The sequence below is a fragment of the Luteibacter sp. CQ10 genome (genome assembly GCF_040900725.1).
Classification (GTDB): Bacteria; Pseudomonadota; Gammaproteobacteria; order Xanthomonadales; family Rhodanobacteraceae; genus Luteibacter.
Map to the genome: position 1 here is coordinate 673406 of NZ_JAEUYM010000002.1, position 19633 is coordinate 693038.

18 protein-coding genes are annotated in these 19633 nt (G+C 66.9%); 4 read left to right on the forward strand and 14 right to left on the reverse strand.

Features of this window, described 5'->3' with window-relative positions; translation table 11 throughout:
* The 3 genes from JNG39_RS11850 to JNG39_RS11860 form a co-directional block, all read right to left on the reverse strand.
* Entirely contained in the window at window positions 1-924 is a 924-nt protein-coding gene (locus JNG39_RS11850; protein ID WP_368311582.1) for a dienelactone hydrolase family protein, read from the reverse strand.
* 323 nt (window positions 925-1247) lie between these two features.
* Complete coding sequence (locus tag JNG39_RS11855; RefSeq protein WP_368311584.1) at window positions 1248-2471, reverse strand: MFS transporter; 1224 nt, start codon at window positions 2469-2471, stop codon at window positions 1248-1250.
* A gap of 107 nt (window positions 2472-2578) precedes the next feature.
* Window positions 2579-3490, reverse strand: coding sequence for a LysR family transcriptional regulator (locus JNG39_RS11860; RefSeq protein WP_368311926.1), 912 nt, complete (start codon window positions 3488-3490; stop codon window positions 2579-2581).
* A gap of 115 nt (window positions 3491-3605) precedes the next feature.
* Between JNG39_RS11860 and JNG39_RS11865 the strand changes: the two genes are divergently transcribed.
* Window positions 3606-4667 carry an NAD(P)-dependent alcohol dehydrogenase gene (locus JNG39_RS11865; protein WP_368311585.1) on the forward strand — a complete coding sequence of 354 codons (1062 nt, stop codon included), beginning with the start codon at window positions 3606-3608 and terminating at the stop codon, window positions 4665-4667.
* Between the two features lie 55 nt (window positions 4668-4722).
* Window positions 4723-5436 (forward strand): DUF6624 domain-containing protein, encoded by a 714-nt coding sequence (locus JNG39_RS11870; RefSeq protein ID WP_368311587.1) that lies wholly within the window; start codon window positions 4723-4725, stop codon window positions 5434-5436.
* Window positions 5437-5451: 15 nt separating this feature from the next.
* Here the strand turns inward: JNG39_RS11870 and JNG39_RS11875 are convergent, their stop codons facing one another.
* Window positions 5452-5910, reverse strand: coding sequence for a winged helix-turn-helix transcriptional regulator (locus JNG39_RS11875; RefSeq protein WP_368311589.1), 459 nt, complete (start codon window positions 5908-5910; stop codon window positions 5452-5454).
* An 80-nt stretch (window positions 5911-5990) separates the two neighbouring features.
* Between JNG39_RS11875 and JNG39_RS11880 the strand changes: the two genes are divergently transcribed.
* Window positions 5991-6785, forward strand: a complete 795-nt coding sequence (locus JNG39_RS11880; RefSeq protein ID WP_368311591.1) for an SDR family NAD(P)-dependent oxidoreductase — start codon at window positions 5991-5993, stop codon at window positions 6783-6785.
* Window positions 6786-6904: 119 nt separating this feature from the next.
* Here JNG39_RS11880 and JNG39_RS11885 read toward each other — a convergent pair whose 3' ends face one another.
* Entirely contained in the window at window positions 6905-8623 is a 1719-nt protein-coding gene (locus JNG39_RS11885) for a PQQ-dependent sugar dehydrogenase (RefSeq protein ID WP_368311592.1), read from the reverse strand.
* A 276-nt stretch (window positions 8624-8899) separates the two neighbouring features.
* Between JNG39_RS11885 and JNG39_RS11890 the strand changes: the two genes are divergently transcribed.
* Window positions 8900-11287 (forward strand): DNA translocase FtsK, encoded by a 2388-nt coding sequence (locus tag JNG39_RS11890; RefSeq protein WP_368311593.1) that lies wholly within the window; start codon window positions 8900-8902, stop codon window positions 11285-11287.
* A gap of 380 nt (window positions 11288-11667) precedes the next feature.
* Here JNG39_RS11890 and rbsB read toward each other — a convergent pair whose 3' ends face one another.
* The 9 genes from rbsB to hslV all read right to left on the reverse strand — a co-directional run bounded on the left by rbsB (window position 11668) and on the right by hslV (window position 19448).
* On the reverse strand, window positions 11668-12603 hold the full coding sequence (rbsB, locus tag JNG39_RS11895; protein ID WP_247372002.1) for a ribose ABC transporter substrate-binding protein RbsB: 936 nt from the start codon (window positions 12601-12603) through the stop codon (window positions 11668-11670).
* Window positions 12604-12622: 19 nt separating this feature from the next.
* A complete protein-coding gene (locus JNG39_RS11900; RefSeq protein WP_368311594.1) occupies window positions 12623-13564 on the reverse strand; it encodes a ribose ABC transporter permease in 942 nt (313 codons plus the stop codon).
* A 1-nt stretch (window position 13565) separates the two neighbouring features.
* Window positions 13566-15047 (reverse strand): sugar ABC transporter ATP-binding protein, encoded by a 1482-nt coding sequence (locus JNG39_RS11905; RefSeq protein WP_368311595.1) that lies wholly within the window; start codon window positions 15045-15047, stop codon window positions 13566-13568.
* Entirely contained in the window at window positions 15047-15445 is a 399-nt protein-coding gene (rbsD, locus tag JNG39_RS11910) for a D-ribose pyranase (RefSeq protein ID WP_368311596.1), read from the reverse strand. The genes JNG39_RS11905 and rbsD overlap by 1 nt, the downstream gene beginning before the upstream one ends.
* Window positions 15442-16338: a ribokinase gene (rbsK, locus tag JNG39_RS11915; RefSeq protein WP_368311598.1), complete on the reverse strand. Its 897-nt coding sequence runs from the start codon at window positions 16336-16338 to the stop codon at window positions 15442-15444. The genes rbsD and rbsK overlap by 4 nt, the downstream gene beginning before the upstream one ends.
* Before the next feature lie 105 nt (window positions 16339-16443).
* Window positions 16444-16794 (reverse strand): gamma-butyrobetaine hydroxylase-like domain-containing protein, encoded by a 351-nt coding sequence (locus JNG39_RS11920; protein ID WP_368311599.1) that lies wholly within the window; start codon window positions 16792-16794, stop codon window positions 16444-16446.
* A 125-nt stretch (window positions 16795-16919) separates the two neighbouring features.
* Window positions 16920-17537 carry a hypothetical protein gene (locus JNG39_RS11925; RefSeq protein ID WP_368311600.1) on the reverse strand — a complete coding sequence of 206 codons (618 nt, stop codon included), beginning with the start codon at window positions 17535-17537 and terminating at the stop codon, window positions 16920-16922.
* Window positions 17538-17576: 39 nt separating this feature from the next.
* A complete protein-coding gene (gene hslU / locus JNG39_RS11930; protein ID WP_368311601.1) occupies window positions 17577-18911 on the reverse strand; it encodes an ATP-dependent protease ATPase subunit HslU in 1335 nt (444 codons plus the stop codon).
* A 3-nt stretch (window positions 18912-18914) separates the two neighbouring features.
* Entirely contained in the window at window positions 18915-19448 is a 534-nt protein-coding gene (gene hslV / locus JNG39_RS11935) for an ATP-dependent protease subunit HslV (protein ID WP_368311603.1), read from the reverse strand.
* Between the last annotated feature and the right edge of the window lie 185 nt (window positions 19449-19633).

Genomic DNA, 19633 nt, shown 5'->3' on the forward strand with positions numbered 1-19633 from the left:
TCAAGGCGCCGCGGCGGCCGCGCGTACGTCGATCGTCAGGAAATGACGGGGTACGCCGTGCGATGCCGGATCACTCTTGAGGAAGACCATTCCGTTGGGATCCTTGCCCAGGCTGGCATCGAGAAACGCCAGCGTATAACGCGCGACCCATGCATAGCTCACGTTGACGTCGTCCCTGTCGTAATCGGCCATGCGGTTCTCCGCGAATTTCCGATCGTCGTGCGCGCGCTGCGTCATCGACGAGAATTCGGGATGCGACATGCCGAGCATGTGCACCGTGACGAGATCGCCGTGCGTCCACGCGTTGAGTGCGCTCGGCCCTTCGTTGTCGGCCGTGGCGTAGCGACTCCAGTCCTCGAGAGACACGTCGCCTCGCGTGAAGAACAGCAACGGGATATTCATCCGCTCGGGATGGATGTCCGTGGCTTTCTTCAGCAGACCGGGGTAATAACGCAGGCTGCCGTCGAGCGCTACCAGGGCCTTGATGCGATCGTCGTGCGCGGCGGCGAAAACGTTCGACAGTCCGCCCCAGCTCCAGCCCACGACCGCCACCCGGGAGACATCGGCATTCGGGAGCGTGCGCGCGTAGTCGACCAGAAACAAGATGTCGCGCGCTTCCGCACGAAGGTCGTCGAGATTGTCGTCGGCGTCGCGCGTCGAGGCACCCAGGGAAGGAACGGCCAGAACGACGTAGCCCTGGCTGGCCAGGTATTCGCAGAGATCCGCATTGTCCCACGCCACGGACGATTGACCGGGAGCGTAGACCACCACGGGAAACCGTCCACTCGACGGAGGGGCATCGCGCACCGCCCATAGCGGGTCCTGCGCGGAGGTCGCGAGCTTGCCGATCCACCGGTTGTTCTCGTCCGCGCGGTCGAAGTGGATTTCCGTGCCCGCCAGCCGGGCGTAGTCGCCGACTGTCATGGCCTCTCCGGTTTTTTCGGTGGCGGGATACCAGACGAGGGTTTGCAAGGGACGCGAACCGGCCGATGCGGGGAACCGCCGGGATGCGTCGTATTGATCGACGACTTTCAGCCCTACCGGATGGGGGCCCGGCTTTCCCAGGAAGCGGAACGCGGGAGAAGGCGTTCGCGTCGCGGCGAATGCTGCCCCGGAGACACAAAGGACGAGCGCCAGTGCCAGCCTCGCGACGTTTTTCATGCCCGTTTCCTTCAGGACGACGGGCCGGAGGCTAACACCCGTGACGGCACGTCAAGAATAGGCCGTCGGTCACTTGCTGTCCCGACTCAGCAGGGTTCCACCGCCGTGGTGTCCGCATCCCGGCGATCCATGGCTACCGACACGCTCCACAACAACAAACCGCACACGGCCAGCCCGCTACCGACCCAGGCCGGCGACGTCCAGCCGTAGCCGTGGGCGATGGCGAGGCCGCCGAGGAACGGGCCTAGCGCGTTCGCCGTATTGAACGCCGAATGGTTGAGCGCCGCGGCCAATGCCTGCGCGTCGCCGGCGACGTCCATCAGCCGCGTCTGCAACACGGTGGCGAGCGCGCCACTGATGCCGATGAGGAAAACCATCGTGCCGAGCGTCCATACGTTGCTAGCCGCGAAGGGGAAAACGGCAAGCATGACGAGGGCCCAGATCAGCAACGCGCCGGCGGTGCGCATCAAGGCGCGATCGGCGAAGACCGGTACGATCATGTTGCCGAGGGTGAGGCCCACGCCGAACACACCCATGATCCAGGGCACCGTGCCGAGCGGCATGTGCGTCACGCGCAGCAGGATATCGGCCAGATAGGTGTACACCGCGAACATGCCGCCGAAACCGATCGCGCCGATGCCGAGGGTGAACCACACCTGCGGACGCTTCAGCGCGCCGAGTTCGCGCAGCGGGCTCGCCTTCGAATCGGCCGGCGGATTCGGTGCGAACGCGAAGACCGCGCTCATCGTCATCAGCCCCAGCACCGCCACCAACGCGAAGCTCCAGCGCCAGCCCACCGCCTGGCCCAGCCAGCTCGCCAGCGGCACGCCGGCGATGGTGGCGACGGTGAGGCCGAGGAACATCTGGCCCACCGCACGCGTGCGCCGGTTGGGCGGCACGAGCGAGCTGGCCACCAGCGCCGCCACGCCGAAGTAGGCGCCGTGCGGCAACCCGGCGAGAAAACGGAACAGCAGCATCCAGTGATACGTGGGCGACAAGCCGGTCAGCCCGTTGAACACCGTGAACATCGCCATCAGCAACAGCAGCAGGCGACGACGCGGCAGGCGCGCACCGATCACCGTGATCACCGGGGCACCGACCACCACGCCCAGCGCATACGCGCTGATCGCATGGCCGGCCGTCGGCGCGTCGATGCCGAGGCCTTCGGCGAACAGCGGCAGCATGCTCATCGAGGCGAATTCGGTGGTGCCGATGGCGAAACCGCCCACGGCCAGGGCGAGGATCACCAGGCCGACGTGGGGCGCGCGAACGGGCGGGGCCACCCGTTGGGACACAGGGGACGAGGACATCGTGGAATCTCGGGGACGAGGGATCGGGCGATGCCATGTTGCACCGCGACATCCATAGGATACGGCGTTTCCGCGCCGAGTTCGCTACACGTGGGCGCGGATCGGGTTCAGGAATGCCGGCCGAGTCCGGGCCCCAGTTCACGCAGGAGATCGATGAACGCCCTCAGCGCCGAGGTCACCCGTCGCTGGCGTGGGTAATACAGCATGTAACCGGGGTAAGGAGGGCACCAGTCTTCCAGCATCCGCACCAGTCGTCCGTCACGCAGGTGATCGGTGACCTGGTCTTCGATCACCATGGCGATACCGGTGCCGGATAGGGCGGCCTCCGCGCAATAGGCGAGGTCGCCGAACGTACAGCGGCCGCGCACGTCGATCTCCAGCCGGGTGCCGCCCTGCTCGAACTCCCATTTGTAGATGCGACCGCTGGGAAAGCGATAGCGGATGCAGTCATGGGTGGCCAGCTCGTAGGGATGCTGTGGAAGCCCCCGCCCGGCCAAGTAGCCCGGCGTGGCCACGCAGGCCAGACGCTGGGGCGGGCCGAAGGGCACCGCTACCATGTCCTCGGGCACCACCTCGTGCAGGCGGATGCCCGCGTCGTAGCCGTCGGCCACGATATCGATCAGGCCGTCGTTGTCGACCGCCTCAAAGTGGATGTCGGGGTAGCGTTTCAGGAAAACGGACAATAGCGGCGGCATCAGCAGTTGAGCGGCTGTTCGCGGCATGTTGATCCGGAGGTTGCCCGCCGGCTTGGCCCGGAAATCGTTCATCTCGCCCAGGGCCTCGCTCACGTCGCGCAGGGCCGGCTGCAGGCGCTCGAACAGGCGACGCCCGGCCTCCGTCAGCGAGACGCTGCGCGTCGTCCGATGGAACAGCATCACGCCGAGCCGTTCTTCCAGGCCGCGGATGGCGTAGCTGATGGCCGAGGTGGAAAGGGCCAGCTCCGCGCCCGCCTTGCGAAAGCTGGCGTGGCGGGCGACGGCGGCGAAAGCGGCGAGATGGGAAAGATTGTCGGGCTGCATCATTGTGCAGATTACCTCAACGATACGTTGCAGAAATCCCGTTGGACCGCTCCATTGTTGAAGGATTATGGTTTAGCGCTGTCTATCGTTCCACCCACTCAAGAGGATGGCTCCCATGTTTGAAGTCCACGGTTTCGCCGCCAAAGACGCGACCTCCGACCTCGTGCCCTATACGTTCAGCCGCCGCGACGTCGGCGCGAGCGATATCCACATCGAGATCCTCTACAGCGGCATCTGCCACTCCGACCTGCACCAGGCGCGCAACGACTGGGGCAACGCCCCGGCCGAGAACTTCCCGATGGTGCCGGGCCACGAGATCGTCGGCCGCGTGGTGGCCGTCGGCCCGAACGTGAAGAAGTTCAAGGTGGGCGATCTGGCTGGCGTCGGCTGCATGGTCGACTCCTGCCGCGAGTGCGAGTCGTGCAAGCGCGATCTGGAGCAGTACTGCCAGGTGCATACCAGCTTCACCTACAACGGCACCGAGCAGGACCGGAAGACGGTGACCCAGGGCGGCTACTCCACCGCCATCGTGGTGGAAGAGCGTTTCGCGGTGAAGATCTCCGAAAAGCTCGACCTCAAGGCCGTGGCCCCGCTGCTCTGCGCGGGCATCACCACGTATTCGCCGCTGCGCCATTGGAAGGTGGGCCCGGGCCAGAAGGTCGGCGTCATCGGCCTGGGTGGCCTCGGCCACATGGGCGTCAAGTTCGCCAAGGCGATGGGCGCGCACGTGACGATGATCACCACCTCGCCCAGCAAGGGTGACGACGCGAAGAAGCTCGGTGCCGACGCGGTGCTGATCTCCACCGACGCCGAGGCGATGCAGAAGGCCGCGTCCAGCTTCGACTTCCTGCTCAACACGGTGCCGGTATCGCACGACATCAACCCGTACACCTCGCTGCTCAAGCTCGACGGCACCATGGTGCTGGTCGGCGCGCTCACCCCGCTCGACGGCGTGATCGGCGGCAGCCTCATGCTGCCGCGCCGTACCATCGCCGGCTCGGCGATCGGCGGCATGGCGGAAACGCAGGAAATGATGGATTTCTGCGCCGAGCACAACATCGTGTCCGACATCGAGCTGGTCGACATGGCCTCGATCAACGAGACCTACAAGCGTCTGGTGAAGAACGACGTTCGCTACCGCTTCGTGATCGACATGGCTACCATGCCCAAGGGCTGAGCCACCCTGGATGCCGGGGCCGCGATCGGCCCCGGCATCTGACAGGGAGGTAGGCATGACGCATCATTTCGTTCGTCGCGCGCTCGCGGCAACGCTGTTTCTCGCTTCCCTACCGGTGTTCGCCGATGCCCAGGACGATGCCATCCGGGCGCAATGCCCTTCGGCCCAGGCCTGGATGGACCGTATGGACGCCGCGCATGCGAACAAATCGCCTTCGCCGCAGGGCATTCTCGATCCCGTATTTCGCGACGAACTGCACGCGCGCCACGACGCCGATGCCGCCGTCCGCCGCGCGTGGATCGAAGCGCAGGGCGCCAAACCCCAGGCCGAGCGCATGCTCGCGGCCGATCGCGACAACCTTGCCTGGATGAAACGGCGATTCGCCAAGGGGTTTCCCTCGGCGGCGCAGGTCGGCGGGAACGGCGTCGAGGAGGCTTTCCTGCTCGTGCAGCATGCCGATGGCGACCACGCGTTCCAGTCCTCGATGCTCGGGCCGATCACGGCCGCGGCCAAACGGGGCGAATTGCCCAAGGGCGACGTCGCGATGCTCATCGATCGCGTGCTGCGCGCCGAGGGCAAACCGCAACGCTACGGCACCCAGTACCTGTCGAACACGCCGGGCGACCTGTCGGCCATGAAACGGCAGCCGACCGAAGATCCCGCGCACCTCGAGACACGTCGCGCCAGCATGGATCTCATGCCGAGCGACGATTACGCGTGCGTGTTGAAAGTCGTCTATGCCGGCTCGTCGCAAACACCGGCGCACTGAATCGCCAGCGAAAATCTAGGAAATTTTCGAACCGTCGACAGGCATCACCAGCCGCATGGGCACCTCGTCGAAGGGACGGCCGCTGATGCCGTCGATCACCTTCGCGCGTACCTGTTCACCCGTGTCGTCCGCCACGAGGCAACTCAACGGCGTGCCCCCACCGTTGTATCGGCGACCCCACTCGCCCATGGCGGCCAGGATCGGGATGAACGCTCGGCCGGCCTCGGTCAGCACATATTCGTCGCGCGGCGGGCGCTCGCTGTAGCGCCGCTTTTCCAGCACGCCCGCTTCCGTCAGCGACTTCAGGCGGCGGGAAAGGATGTTGGGCGCGATGCCCAGGCTGGTGCGGAACTGGTCGAACTGGGTCATCCCACGGCTGGCGTCGCGCAGGATCAGGGCGCTCCAGGCGTCTCCCACCATGGCCAGGCCACGGGAGATGGGGCAGGTGCCGGAAGAAAGTTTCTCGGGGTCCATTGCATTATGGTAGCAACGTCACTATCGTATCGCAACGTTGTCACTATCACTTTGCAACTAACTGATACGGAGAGACTCCCATGACGGCATCGAACAAAGGCACGGCCCTGGTAACGGGCGCTTCCACGGGCATCGGCGAAATCTATGCCGACCGGTTGGCCGATCGCGGCTACGACCTGATCCTGGTCGCTCGCCGCAAGGAGGCCCTCGAGGCCGTGGCGAAGAAGATCACCGACCGTACCGGCCGCAAGGTGGAGGTGCTGCGCGCCGACTTGTCCCTGCGCGAGGACATCGCCGCCGTCGAGCAGCGACTGGCGACCGACGGCTCGATCACCCTGCTGGTCAACAATGCCGGCGTATCGTTGGCCGGAAGCTTCCTCGACAACGATTCGGCGAAGATCGAGCAGCTGCTCACCATCAACATCACCGCTCCCACCCTGCTGTCGGCCGTGGCGGCCAAGGCTTTCAAGGCGCGCAACGCCGGCGGCATCATCAACATCGCCTCGGTGCTGGCGTTCGGCCCCGAAATGTTCGACGGCATCTACAGCGGCAGCAAGGCGCACCTGGTGAACATCTCCCACAGCCTCGCCGCCCAGCTGAAGGGCACGAACGTGCGCGTGCAGGTGGTGGCGCCGGGCGCGACCCGCACCGAGATCTGGGAGAAGTCGGGCAAGAACATCGACACGTTGCTGCCGGGCAAGGTGATGGACACGGCCGATCTGGTCGACGCCGCCCTGCGTGGCTACGACAAGGGCGAGCTGGTGACGATTCCGCCGTTGCACGACGAATCGCTGTATCTGGCGTACGAGAAGGCGCGGATGGCGCTGTTGCCGCACCTGTCGAACAAGGACGTGGCGGAGCGCTATCGCGCTTGATGGATGGTCGCCATCCGGCTATCGCCGCTGAGCGGCTCCTACCGGGCAGATGTCTGCAAATCGCGACAACTCGCTTGGTAGGAGCCGCTTCAGCGGCGATAGCCGGGTTGCCTCGAACGTCAGCCCTTCGGCGTGATCCGCCGCAGCTCACCGTCGCTGCCGCCACGCACGTACCAGATGCTCCCATCGAATGGCGACACCTTCAGCGCACGCACGCTGCCGGTATACACGCCGTTGGCGTCCCGCCCATACCGCTCCACGCCGGTGACGTTACCCTGCGCGTCGAGGATCACGCGATACAGCGCGATCGACGAGGTGGAACCGAGCAGCGCCGAGCCCTTCCACTGCGGGAAGAGGTTGCCGTTATAGAACGCCAGGCCCGAAGGCGACATCGAGTTGGTGGTGGGGAACCAGCCCCAGTAGGCCGCGGGCTGCACGAACTGCGGCGCGCTGTCGTGGCGCGGATACGGCTGGCCGGGCATGTAGGCATCGCTGGGGTAGTGGTTGCCGTTGCTGACCAGCGGCCATCCGTAGTTGCCGCCCTTCACGATGAGGTTGAACTCGTCGCCCGACGACGGGCCCATCTCGGTTTCCCACAACTTGCCGTCGGCGCTGAAGGCCAGGCCATAGGGATTGCGGAAGCCGGTAGCCCAGATCTGGCCGACGATGCCCGGCTGTGAGCCGTTCGGGTTGTCGGCCGGCGTGCTGCCGTCGAGGTTCAGGCGGATGATCTTGCCCAGGCCGGTGTCCGGCATCTGCGCCTGCGAACCGCGATCGCCCTTCGCATCGGGGATGTCGCCGTCGCCGGCCGAGAGGAACACGTGCTGCCCATCGGGCGCGAAGGCGATGCGCGCACCGGGCTGGCCACGAACGGACCAGGTCGACGGCTCCTGCCAGACGACGGTGAGGTTGGCGAGCGACGCGCCCTGGGACGACTCGTCGAGCCGCGCTTTGGCGAGCGTGAGATGGTTATTGCCATCGGCCGCTTTGGCCACGTAGCTGAACCACAGCGTGTGGTCCTGGGCGAAGGTCGGCGAGGCGGCCACGTCGTGCAGGCCGCTCTGTCCGCCGCCACCGTTGGCACCGACCGACACGGGCAGCCCGCCGATGGCGGTCTTCACACCCGCTGCCGTCACGACGTACATGTGGTCGCTCTTCTCGGTGACGACGACGCGCCCGTCGGGCAGGAAATCCAGGCCCCAGGGGTTGTTGAACGCGGCCACGTCGGTGATGACGAAGGGTGCGGCGGGCTCGGTCTGCGCACCGGTGACGCGTGCGTTGTACGACGTGGTGGGACCCGTGCCCGGGTTGGTCGGGTCGCCGGGGTCCGTGGGATCGGTCGGGTCGGTCGGGTCGGTCGGCGTGCTCTCACCCGTGCCGAACACCTGGAATTCGTGCAGCGAGTAGCCGTACTGCGTGTTGCGGGTGAGGCCCGTCATGCGCACGAAGCGGGCCTGCGCCGTGGCGAAGTCCACCGTCTCGATGCCGCCCTTGCCGTTGGCCTGGCTGGAAACGGTATTCCAGGCCTGGCCGTCGGCGGAGGTCTCGATGCGATACGACACGGCGTGGGCGTTCTCCCAGTCGAGCACGACGCGGTTCACGGCTTGCGTGCTGCCCAGGTCGACGTAGATCCACTGCGGATCGGAGAACGCCGACGACCAGCGCGTGTCGGTCCGGCCGTCGTTGGCGTTGGCGGCCTTGAAGGCCACGGGGTTCTCGGTGCTGCTGGCGGTGACGGGGCGGTTCAGTGCCAGGTTGGTCGGTGCGGTCTGGGGGAAGGCGCAAGGGGCGGCGAGCGCCCCGGCAAGCACGTACACGATCGGCGAAACGCGGCGCATGGCAGGCTCCGGCTGGGGGAAGGTCGCGAAAAACTACGACAGGACGCCGGTGGTTTTTTGACCAGAAAGAGCCAGGATGCAGAAAATCGCGACCGGCTCGCAGTTCTTGCGTGTGATGGCTTACGACCACACTGGCTTCACGGCTCGCTTCGGCGCGGTGTGATCAGTTTTCGGACTGGCTCTGTTCCAACAGCGGCTTAGCGTGAACTCGCGCGGCACGTCGCACGAATGCACGCTAAACTACGGCCCCCGCTCGATTCTCCACCCGCGATAAGCATGGCTTCTTTCGTCTTCGGCGCGTTCGGACTGTCCACTCTCTGGTTACTACCCCTGCTCTGGCGCATCGGCGCGGCGCTCGCACGCCGCCGTCGGTCGCCGACCGTGGGACCGGGCGCCATCCGGTTCTGGGCAGGCTTCTTCCTGGTGCTGATCGCGAGTGCATCGCTCGAGGGGTTGGTGATCACGCATTTCACCGACGACCCGAATGTCGGCGGCGTCGTCTGCCACTGGCTCGGCATGACGTTCGCCCCCATGGCCGTGCCGGCGGCGCTGGTCGCGCTGGCGCTCTGGGCCATCGCCCTGCCCTGGTACCTCGGCGTGTCCTGGGGCGAGTCGCTTTCGCGCATCACCCGCGTGCTCGAGCCCGTGGGTGTACTGGCCATCGCCCTCACCGGTCGCATGGTGTCGCGACGGGACCACCGCGGCGGCACGCGCCGCACGTCCGGCGCGGTGCGCCGGCAGGACACGCGCCGTCGGGCCAAGGCCCCGCCGCCGCGCACGCCGGCGAAGCAACCCGTTCGCGTGGAAGCGGCGCGCAGCCAGCCGGTACGTTCCGAGCCGGTGAACGCGCCGACGCCGCGTCCGTCGTTCGCCACGCCGGTACCGCCACGTCATCGCGCGAAGGCCGATACGGTGATCCGCGAGCCCTGGCTGGCGCCGAAGGCGATGGCCCAGGCGGCGGTCGAAGAAGCCGAACCCGCGGCGACGGAAACGCCTCCCGTCGCGCCGGCGCCCATGATGCCCACGGTGCCCGTGGTCGAGGAATCCGTGATCCCGCCGCCGCCGCCCGTCGCGCCGGTGTCCCGTTTCGCGATCGCGGCGAACGACGAAGCCGATGCGCCCGTGCCCACGCAGCGCGTTGTCACGCTCACGCCGGTGCGCGCGCTTCGCGCGGCCACGGCCAGCTCGGTGAGCCTTCCGCCGCTGAGCTTGCTGGCGCCGGCGACGCATGCGGCCATGGCGGTCTCCGATGACGAACTCATGGAAACGGGCGAACTGATCGAGCAGCGCTTGCGCGAGTTCAAGGTGCCGGTACAGGTGGTCGGCGCGTCCGCCGGTCCGGTCATCACGCGCTACGAGGTGGAACCGGCCGTGGGCGTGCGCGGCAACCAGATCGTCGCGCTCATGAAGGATCTCGCCCGCGGCCTGGGCCGCAGTTCCATCCGCGTGGTGGAAACCATCCCCGGCAAGACCTGCATGGGCCTGGAGCTGCCCAACGAACAGCGGCAGATGATCGCCTTGTCGGAGATCCTCGATTCGGGCGAATACCGCGAGTCGGATTCCTGGCTCACGCTCGCCATGGGCAAGGGCATCACCGGCGAACCGGTAGTGGCGGACCTGGCGAAGGCACCGCACATGCTCGTGGCGGGCACCACGGGCTCCGGCAAGTCGGTGGCGGTGAACGCCATGATCCTGTCGATGCTGTACAAGGCCACGCCCGAAGACGTGCGCATGATCATGATCGACCCGAAGATGCTCGAGCTGTCGGTGTACGAGGGCATTCCGCACCTGCTGGCGCCTGTAGTTACCGACATGAAGCTCGCCGCCAATGCGCTCAACTGGTGCGTGGCGGAAATGGAAAACCGCTACCGGCTCATGTCCGAGCTGCGCGTGCGCAACCTCGCCGGGTTCAACCAGAAGGTGCGCGAGGCGCGCGCCATGGGCAAGCCGCTGTTCAATCCGTTCCCCGCCCATCCGGAAGTGCCCGAACACCTCGATACGTTGCCGACCATCGTGGTGGTGATCGACGAGCTGGCCGATCTCATGATGGTCGCGGGCAAGAAGATCGAAGAACTCATCGCGCGGCTGGCGCAGAAGGCGCGCGCCGCCGGCATCCACCTGATCCTCGCCACGCAGCGCCCGTCGGTCGACGTGATCACCGGCCTCATCAAGGCGAACATCCCCACGCGCGTGGCCTTCCAGGTGTCGTCGAAGATCGACTCGCGCACCATCCTCGACCAGATGGGCGCGGAGAGCCTGCTCGGCCAGGGCGACATGCTGTTCCTGCCGCCGGGCACGGGCTATCCACAGCGTATCCACGGCGCGTTCGTCGCCGACGAGGAAGTGCATCGCGTCGTGGCCTGGCTCAAGCAGTTCGGCGAGCCGGATTACAAGGACGAGATTCTCGCCGGTCCGCCGAGCGAGGCGATGGACGGCGAATCCGGCGAGGATGGCATCGACGCGGAGCTGGATCCGCTCTATGACGAAGCGGCCGCGTTCGTGTTGCGCACGCGCCGTGCGTCGATCTCGTTCGTGCAGCGGCAGTTCCGCATCGGCTACAACCGCGCGGCGCGGCTGGTGGAGGCGATGGAGAGCGCGGGTATCGTGTCGCCGATGGGGATCAACGGACAGCGCGAAGTGATCGCGCCCGCGCCGCAGGATTGAAAAGCCGTGGGATGGACGGTCGCATCCTCGGACGAGGCGCGCTGGGTTCCTGCGTTCGCAGGAACGACGTGAGGGGTTGCCTGCCGTCGCCGCGCACTCGGGGCTGACGAGCCGTAGCAGGGCTGTGGTGTCCTCGAACGAGGGGCGCTGGGTTTCTGCGTTCGCAGGAACGACGTGAGGGGTTGCCTGCCATCGCCGCGCACTCGGGGCTGACGAGCCGTAGCAGGGCTGTGGTGTCCTCGGACGAGGGGGCTGGGTTCCCGCGTTCGCGGGAACGACGTGGGGTAGGTGCCTCGAAGTGACCTACCGTCATTCCTGCGAACGCAGGAATCCAGCGCCTGGCGCGCGGTCTTCGCGACCACGCCGCTACGGCTTTCCGATCACTCCTTGGTAAGGAGCTTCAACGGCACCGCGATGGTCTTCTCCACCGGCTGCTTGTCGATCAGCTTCTTCGCCGTTTCCACGCCGAGCTTGCCGATCTCTTCCGGCTGCTGCGCGACGGTGGCGGCCATGCCGCCGTTCTGCACCGCGGCCTTACCGTCGGGCGTGCCGTCGAAGCCGACGACGAGCACCTTCTTGTTCTTGCCCGCCAGCGCCTGGACCGCGCCGAGCGCCATCTCGTCGTTCTGCGCGAAGATCGCCTGCACGTCGCCGTGCGCCTGCAGCAGGTTTTCGCTCACCGAAAGGCCCTGCGCGCGATCGAAGTTGGCCGGCTGCTGGGCCACGATCTTCATGCCGGTCGCGGCGATCGCGTCGTCGAAGCCCTTGCCGCGCTCACGCGCCGCCGAGGTACCGGCCACACCCTGCAGCTCGATGATGTTGCCCTTGCCGTCGAGCTGCTTGGCGAGGAAGTCGGCGGCCATCTTGCCGCCGGCGATGTTGTCCGACGCGATGTGCGAGGCGACCTCCGCACCGTCGACGCCGCGATCGAGCGTGATCACCGGGATGTTGGCGCGCTGGGCGGACTGCACGGCACCGGCCAGTGCCGAGGAGTCGGTGGGGTTGAGCAGGATCACCGAGACGTGCTTCTGGATCAGGTCTTCCACGCTGGAAATCTGTCGCGCGGGGTCGTCCTGCGCGTCGACCACCACCAACTGCACGCCGGCCGACTTGGCGGCGCTCTCGGCACCGTTCTTCAGTTCGACGAAGAACGGATTGTTCTGCGTGGACAGCGCCAGGCCCACCACGGGCGTGCCCGACGGCGCGGCGCCGCCGGCCGTGGAGGCGGATGAAGGCGCCGATTCGCCGGGGCCCTGCTGCGAACAGGCGGCGAGGAGCGTGGCCGCGGCGGCGGCGAGAAAGTGGAGTTTGCGCATGGGAGTGTCCCTCGTGTGATTACTGGCGCCGATCGAGCAGAACGGCGATCAGGATGACGATGCCCTTGACGACCTGCTGGTAGAACGAACTTACGCCGAGCAGGTTCAAGCCGTTGTTGAGGAAGCCGATCAGCAGCGCGCCGACCAGGGTGCCGAACAGCCAGCCGCGGCCGCCCGCGAGGCTGGTGCCGCCGAGCACCACCGAGGCGATGGCATCCAGTTCGTACCCCGCGCCCGCCGTGGCTTGCGCGGAATACAGGCGCGAGGTGAGCACCACGCCCGCGACGGCCGACAGGAGGCCGGACAATCCATAGATGGCCAGCTTCATCGGCGGCAGGCGCACGCCCGAGAGCCGCGCCGCTTCCTCGTTGCCGCCGATCGCGACCACGTGGCGGCCGAACACGGTGCCACGCAGCAGGAAGCCGCATACCGCGAACACCACGAACATCCACACCACCGGCAGCGGAATGAGGTGGGCGAGGTAGCCGCCCCCGAGCAGGGCGAAGCCGGTGTCGGTGACGGGAATCGGGGTGCCCTGCGTATAGACCAGGGTGAGGCCGCGCAGCAGTGTCATGGTGCCGAGCGTGGCGATGAACGGCGCCACCTTGCCCCACGACACCAACGCGCCATTGACCATGCCCAGCACGAGGCCCAGGCCCAGGCCCGCGCCCATCGACAACAGCATGCCGTGGCCGGCGGCCATGAGTCCCGCGGTGACCGCGCCGGTGAGCGCGAGGATCGCGCCGACGGAAAGATCGATGCCGCCGGCGAGGATCACGAAGGTCATGCCGAAGGCGATCAACGCGTTGATCGACACCTGGCGCAGCACGGAGAGCAGGTTGCCGGTGGTGAGGAAGTCGGGGCTCATCACCGAGAGCACGATGAAGAGCAGCAACAGGCCGATCACCGAACCGAGGCGTTGGAGCAGCGGAGCCACGCGGCTCCAGTTCACTTGCGTCATGTCACTTGCCTCCGGTCGCGGCGGTCATCACGGTTTCCTGCGTGGCGCCGTGCGCGTCGAGCAGGGCGGTGACGCGGCCCTCGTGCATCACCAGGATGCGGTCGCTCATGGCGAGAACCTCCGGCAGTTCCGAGGAAATCATGAGAATGGCCACGCCTTGCTCCGCCAGTTGGTTGATGATGTGGTAGATCTCGGCCTTGCCGCCCACGTCGACGCCGCGCGTGGGTTCGTCGAGGATGAGCACGCGCGGCTTCAGCGCGAGCCACTTGGCGAGCACCACCTTCTGCTGGTTGCCGCCGGACAGCGCGCGCACGTCGAGTTCCATGTCGCGCGTGCGGATCTTCAGCGCATCGATGAGCCCGCGCGTCTGCTTCTTCTCGGCGGGCCGATCGACCAGGCCCGCACGCGCGGGCACGCGCGGCAGGCTCACGTTCTCGCGCAGGCTGAGGTCGAGCACGAGGCCTTGCGCCTTGCGGTCCTCGGTGACGAAGCCGAAGCCGGCGTGGATCGCCTCGTTCGGCGACGTCGGCGTGACCACGCTGCCTTCGAGCGTGACCGTGCCCGAATCGATCTTGTCGAGGCCGAACAACAGGCGCGCCAGCTCCGTGCGACCGGCGCCGAGCAGGCCGGCCACGCCGAGTACCTCGCCCGCGTGCAAGTCGAAGCTGACGTCTTTCACCATGCCGCCGGTGACGTGCTCAACCTTCAGGCGCACGCTGCCGATGTTCGGCGTGCGGGTGGGAAAGCGCGCGTCGAGCGTGCGCCCGACCATCATCTTCACCACCTCGTCGAAGGCGAGGCCCGGGACGTCGCGCGTGCCGACGAACTGGCCGTCGCGCAACACGGAGATGCGATCGCACAGCGCGAAGATCTCCTCCATGCGGTGCGACACGTAGACGATGCCCGTGCCCTGCCCGCGCAGTTCGCGGATCAGCTGGAACAGCGTCGCGGTTTCGCTTTCGGTGAGCGCGGCGGTGGGCTCATCCATGATCAGCACACGGGCGTTCTGGCCCAGCGCACGGGCGATCTCCACCATCTGCTGGCGGCCGACCGAGAGGCGCTCCACCAGCGTGCCGGGATCGAGCTTTTCCATCCCCACGCGTGCGAGCCACTCCTTCGCGCGCGTGGCCATCGCCTTGCGGTCGAGCAGGCCGAAGCGATGCACCTCACGGCCGAGGAACAGGTTGTCCGCGATGCTCAGCGAGGGGATGAGGTTCAGTTCCTGGTGGATGATGGCGATGCCGTGCTTTTCGGCATCCGCCGGCGAGGCGATGCTCGCCGCCTTGCCGTCCACCTGGATGTCGCCCGAGTCCGGCGCGTAGATGCCGGTGAGGATCTTCATCAGCGTGGACTTGCCCGCGCCGTTCTCGCCCATGAGCGCGTGCACTTCGCCCGGCAGCAGTTCGAAGTCGACGCCCTCCAACACCTTCACCGGGCCGAAGGCCTTGTGGATGTCGTGCATGCGGATGAGCGGCGCGGCCATTAGAAGGTCACGCCCGCATGCAGGATGATGTTCGCGTAGGGCGAGGTTTCGCCGGTACGCACCACGGCCACCGCGCGGGCGCTCAGTCGCTTGAGGTCGTCGTGGGAGAGTTCGTGCACGGCCACGCCCTCGCTCGCGAGCCGTTCGGCCAGCGCGACGAGGGCGGGGTTCTTCGTGCGGATCTCGCTCGCCACGGTGGCGCTTTCCACGGCGAGTTCGGCATACACCGCCTCGAATACCGTCGCGAACGACGGCGTGCCGGGCAGTACGGCCAGGTCGATGCAGGGCACGCCGGGCGGCACGGGCAGACCGACGTCGGCGATCACCAACGTATCGGTATGACCCATCGCCGCGATCACGCGGTTGAGTTCGGCATGCAGCAGGCCGCTGCGTTTCATCGATGCGTCTCCAGGAAGGCGGTTACCTCGTCGGCGCGCGGCATGCCCGGTTGCGCACCGAGGCGCGACACCTTGATGGCGGCGGCGGCACAGGCACCGCGCACGGCCACGTCGAGGCCTTGGGCCAGGTAGACGGCCAGCGCGGCGTTGAAGGTATCGCCGGCGCCCGTGCTGTCCACCGCATCGACCGTGAAGCCGGCCTGGTGTCGCGGCGCTTCGTCGCCGTCACGGAACCATGCGCCATCCTCGCCGCGGGTAAGCACCACCGGACATGGCGCGCGGCGCATCAATTCGCGGAAGTCGGTGTCGCCGTCGTCGCCGAGCACGGCGGCCAGCTCGTGCTGGTTGGGCGTGAGGAAGCGCACGCGCCGCAACCAATCCACGGGCAGCCGTTGCGCGGGCGCGGGGTTGAGGATCACCGGCACGCCTTCTTCTTCCGCGATGCGCAGCGTGGCATCCACCGCGTCGAGCGGGATTTCCAGTTGCACGAGCAGCGCGTCGGCGCAGCGGATGACGTCGCGCGCGGCTTCCACCTGCGCGGGCGTGACCTGGCCGTTGGCGGCGGGCACCACGACGATCTGGTTCTCGCCGCCGGCCACGGTGATCGAGGCGGTGCCGCTGCCCACGCCGTCGACGCGGGCGACGTGGGTCACGTCGATGCCCTCGGCCTTGAGACCGTCGTAGAGCTGCTGGCCGAATGCGTCGTCGCCGACGTTGCCGACCATCGCCACCTGCGCACCGAGTCGCGCTGCGGCCACGGCCTGGTTGGCGCCCTTGCCGCCGGGAATGGTGAGGAAGCGCTCGCCGGTCAGGGTTTCGCCCGGCGCAACGAAGCGCGGCGCGAGGGTGACCAGGTCCATGTTGATGCTGCCGACGACGACGATTCGCGTCATGTCAGTTTGCTCCGGTTCGCCGGTGGGGGCGGCGTGATGGCGGAGCAATATACGCCTTGCGTGCCCGGGTTGCCTTGAATGGATGGATTGCCGGGCGGCGCGGGTTCATTCGCGGGAAAGTCCGCGTGCTTCCAGCTGGGCGAGGTAGTCCGGCCAGGCGGTGTCGTGTGCGCGGCCGAGGTCGTACAAGGTATCCCAGCCGAAGATGCCGCTGGCATGGCCGTCGTCGAAGCGGATGAGGATGCCGTAGTGGCCGGTGGGCTCGACGGCGGTAATGCCGACGTGGCGCTTGCCCGATACGAGGACTTTCTGACCCGGGCCGTGGCCCTGCACTTCGGCGCTCGGGGAGTTCACGCGCAGGTATTCGTAGGTGAGGCGGAAGTGCTCGCCGTTGTCGAACGTCACTTCAAGAACGCGGGACGCCTGGTGCAGGGTGATGTCGGTGGGGCGTGGCATGGGAAGCCTGGGGTGGCCGGAGCGCAACGCTCCGTCGAAACGCTTTTCGCCGATACGATCGGCTCCCACCCCTTAGGTAGCGGCCTCACTACCGAGGGGGTGGGAGCCGATCGTATCGGCGAATCTCAGTGCGCGTGGCCGAAGCCGTCGCCGGTGCCACGTTCCAGCGGCGGCGGGTCGCCCGCCACGGCCAGCAGCGACGTGGCGTAGGCGTCTTCCATGCTCACGGTGGAGACCTCGTCCCAGGCAAAGAACGACGGCTCGCGCAGCCATTCCGCGTCGGGCGTGATCTCCTGCATGTTGAAGCCTTCCTCCTCCACGCTGACGAGCCGGCCGATGTAGCAAACCTCGGATTCGTCTTCGCTGTCCACGTGAACGCCGATGACCGGCGCATGGGCCGAGGCGGCCTTGATCACCTGGGTGATGTCGTCGAGCGGGAAGTCGTCCGGCGGTGTCGGGGCGATGCCCTTCAGCGCCAGCGCCTTCTCCAGGAAGCCGGCATGCTTGTCGGGTGCCTCGTATTCGGAGATGTCGCGATGCCGCATGATGTACATGCCGTCATAGCTGACGCCGTCGCCGATGACCCACAGCAGGAAGAATTCGCGGCCCACTCCACCCACGTAGCCACAGAAGCTGCCGTGTTCGAGTTCGCCGCGCCAGATACGAATCAGCTGGCGGTTGTCCTGCGCTTCGCGCAAGGAGGCCCGCTGGCCGTTCGTTTTGAGTTGGATAACCTTGCCCATAGTGGTCAATAGTTTAGCAGGGGGCCGGGGCCCCCTTGTTCAGAGGATGTAACGGCTCAGGTCCTCGTCCTTGACCAGGGACGAGAGCGATTTATCGACATGTTCGGCGTCGATGGAGTAGTTTTCGCCGGATTTGTCCGCAGCTTCGAAGGAGATGCGCTCCAGGAGCCGCTCCATGACCGTGTGCAGGCGGCGGGCACCGATGTTTTCGGTGCGCTCGTTCACCTGGAAGGCCACCTCGGCCAGGCGGTCGATGCCCGAGTCGGTGAACGCCAGGGTGACGCCTTCGGTTTGCAGCAGCGCAACATATTGCTTGGTCAGGGCGTTGTTCGGCTCGCGCAGGATGCGCTTGAAGTCGTCCACCGACAGCGCGCTCAACTCCACGCGGATCGGCAGGCGGCCCTGCAGTTCCGGGATGAGGTCGGAGGGCTTGGCCAGCGAGAAGGCGCCCGAGGCGATGAACAGGATGTGGTCGGTCTTGATCGGACCGTACTTGGTGGAGACGGTGGAACCTTCCACCAGCGGCAGCAGGTCGCGCTGGACGCCCTCGCGGCTCACGCCCGCCCCGCCCCATTCGGAGCGCTGGGCCACCTTGTCGATCTCGTCGATGAAGACGATGCCGTTCTGCTCGGCGGCATCCACGGCGCGGCTGCGCAGTTCGTCGTCGTTGAGCAGCTTGCCGGCCTCTTCCTCTTCCAGCAGCGGCCGGGCCTGGCGAATGGTCATCTTGCGCTTCTGCGACTTGCTGCCGCCGAGGTTCTGGAACATGCGACCCAGCTGCTGACTCATCTCTTCCATGCCGGGCGGCGTCATGATCTCCACGCCGACGTTCATGGCGAAGTCCAGCTCGATCTCGCGGTCGTCGAGCGCCCCTTCGCGGAGCTGCTTGCGCAGCTTCTGACGGGTGTCACTGTCGATGGCCGGCGCGGCGCCGGTATCGTCCCAGCCGGTGGCCTGGCGGCGCGGCAGGAGGGCGTCGAGCAGACGGTCCTCGGCGGCATCCTCGGCCTGGCTGCGCACGCGGGCCTTGCCCTGCTCGCGCACGAGCTTGTAGGAGACGTCGGCGAGGTCGCGGATGATCGATTCGACATCCTTGCCCACGTAGCCCACTTCGGTGAACTTGGTGGCTTCCACCTTCACGAACGGCGCGTTGGCGAGGGTGGCCAGCCGGCGGGCGATCTCGGTCTTGCCCACGCCCGTGGGGCCGATCATCAGGATGTTCTTCGGCGTGACCTCGTCGCGCATGCCCGGTTCCAGCTGCATGCGGCGCCAGCGGTTGCGCAAGGCGATGGCCACGGCGCGCTTGGCGTCGTGCTGGCCGATGATGTAGCGGTCCAGTTCGTTGACGATCTCGCGGGGAGTGAGTTCGGACATCGCTCAGAGCTCTTCGATCGAATAGTTGTGGTTGGTATAGATGCAGATATCGCCAGCGATCTTCAGCGATTTCTCCACGATCGTGCGTGCATCCAGGTCGGTGTTCTCGAGCAGGGCCAGCGCGGCGGACTGCGCGTACGGGCCACCCGAACCGATGGCGATGAGGCCGTGCTCGGGTTCGAGCACGTCGCCGTTGCCCGAGATGAGAAGCGACGCCTCCTTGTCGGCCACCGCCAGCATGGCCTCCAGGCGGCCCAGGCGGCGGTCGGTGCGCCATTCCTTGGCCATTTCCACGGCCGCGCGGGTGAGGTTGCCGCCGTGCTTGATCAGCTTCTCCTCGAACAGCTCGAACAGCGTGAAGGCGTCGGCGGTGGCGCCGGCGAAGCCGGCCAGCACGTCGCCCTTGCCCAGGCGGCGCACCTTGCGCGCGTTGGACTTCATGACGGTGTTGCCGAGGGTGACCTGGCCGTCGCTGCCGAGGACGACCTTGCCGTCCCGGCGAACGCAGACGATGGTCGTGGCGTGCATCGGTTCCATGGGGTTCTCGCTTCCGGGTGGAACGGCAGATGTGGGGGCGGGCGTTGCGCGGGCAAGGGGAAGACGCTTTCGCGAAGACCGGGGCGCACGGTTCTGGGTCCCTGCGTGCGCAGGGACGATGTGAGGGAAATGACGTGGCAGGCGATCTTGTAGCACGGCGTTCCTGCGTACGCGGGAACCCAGGG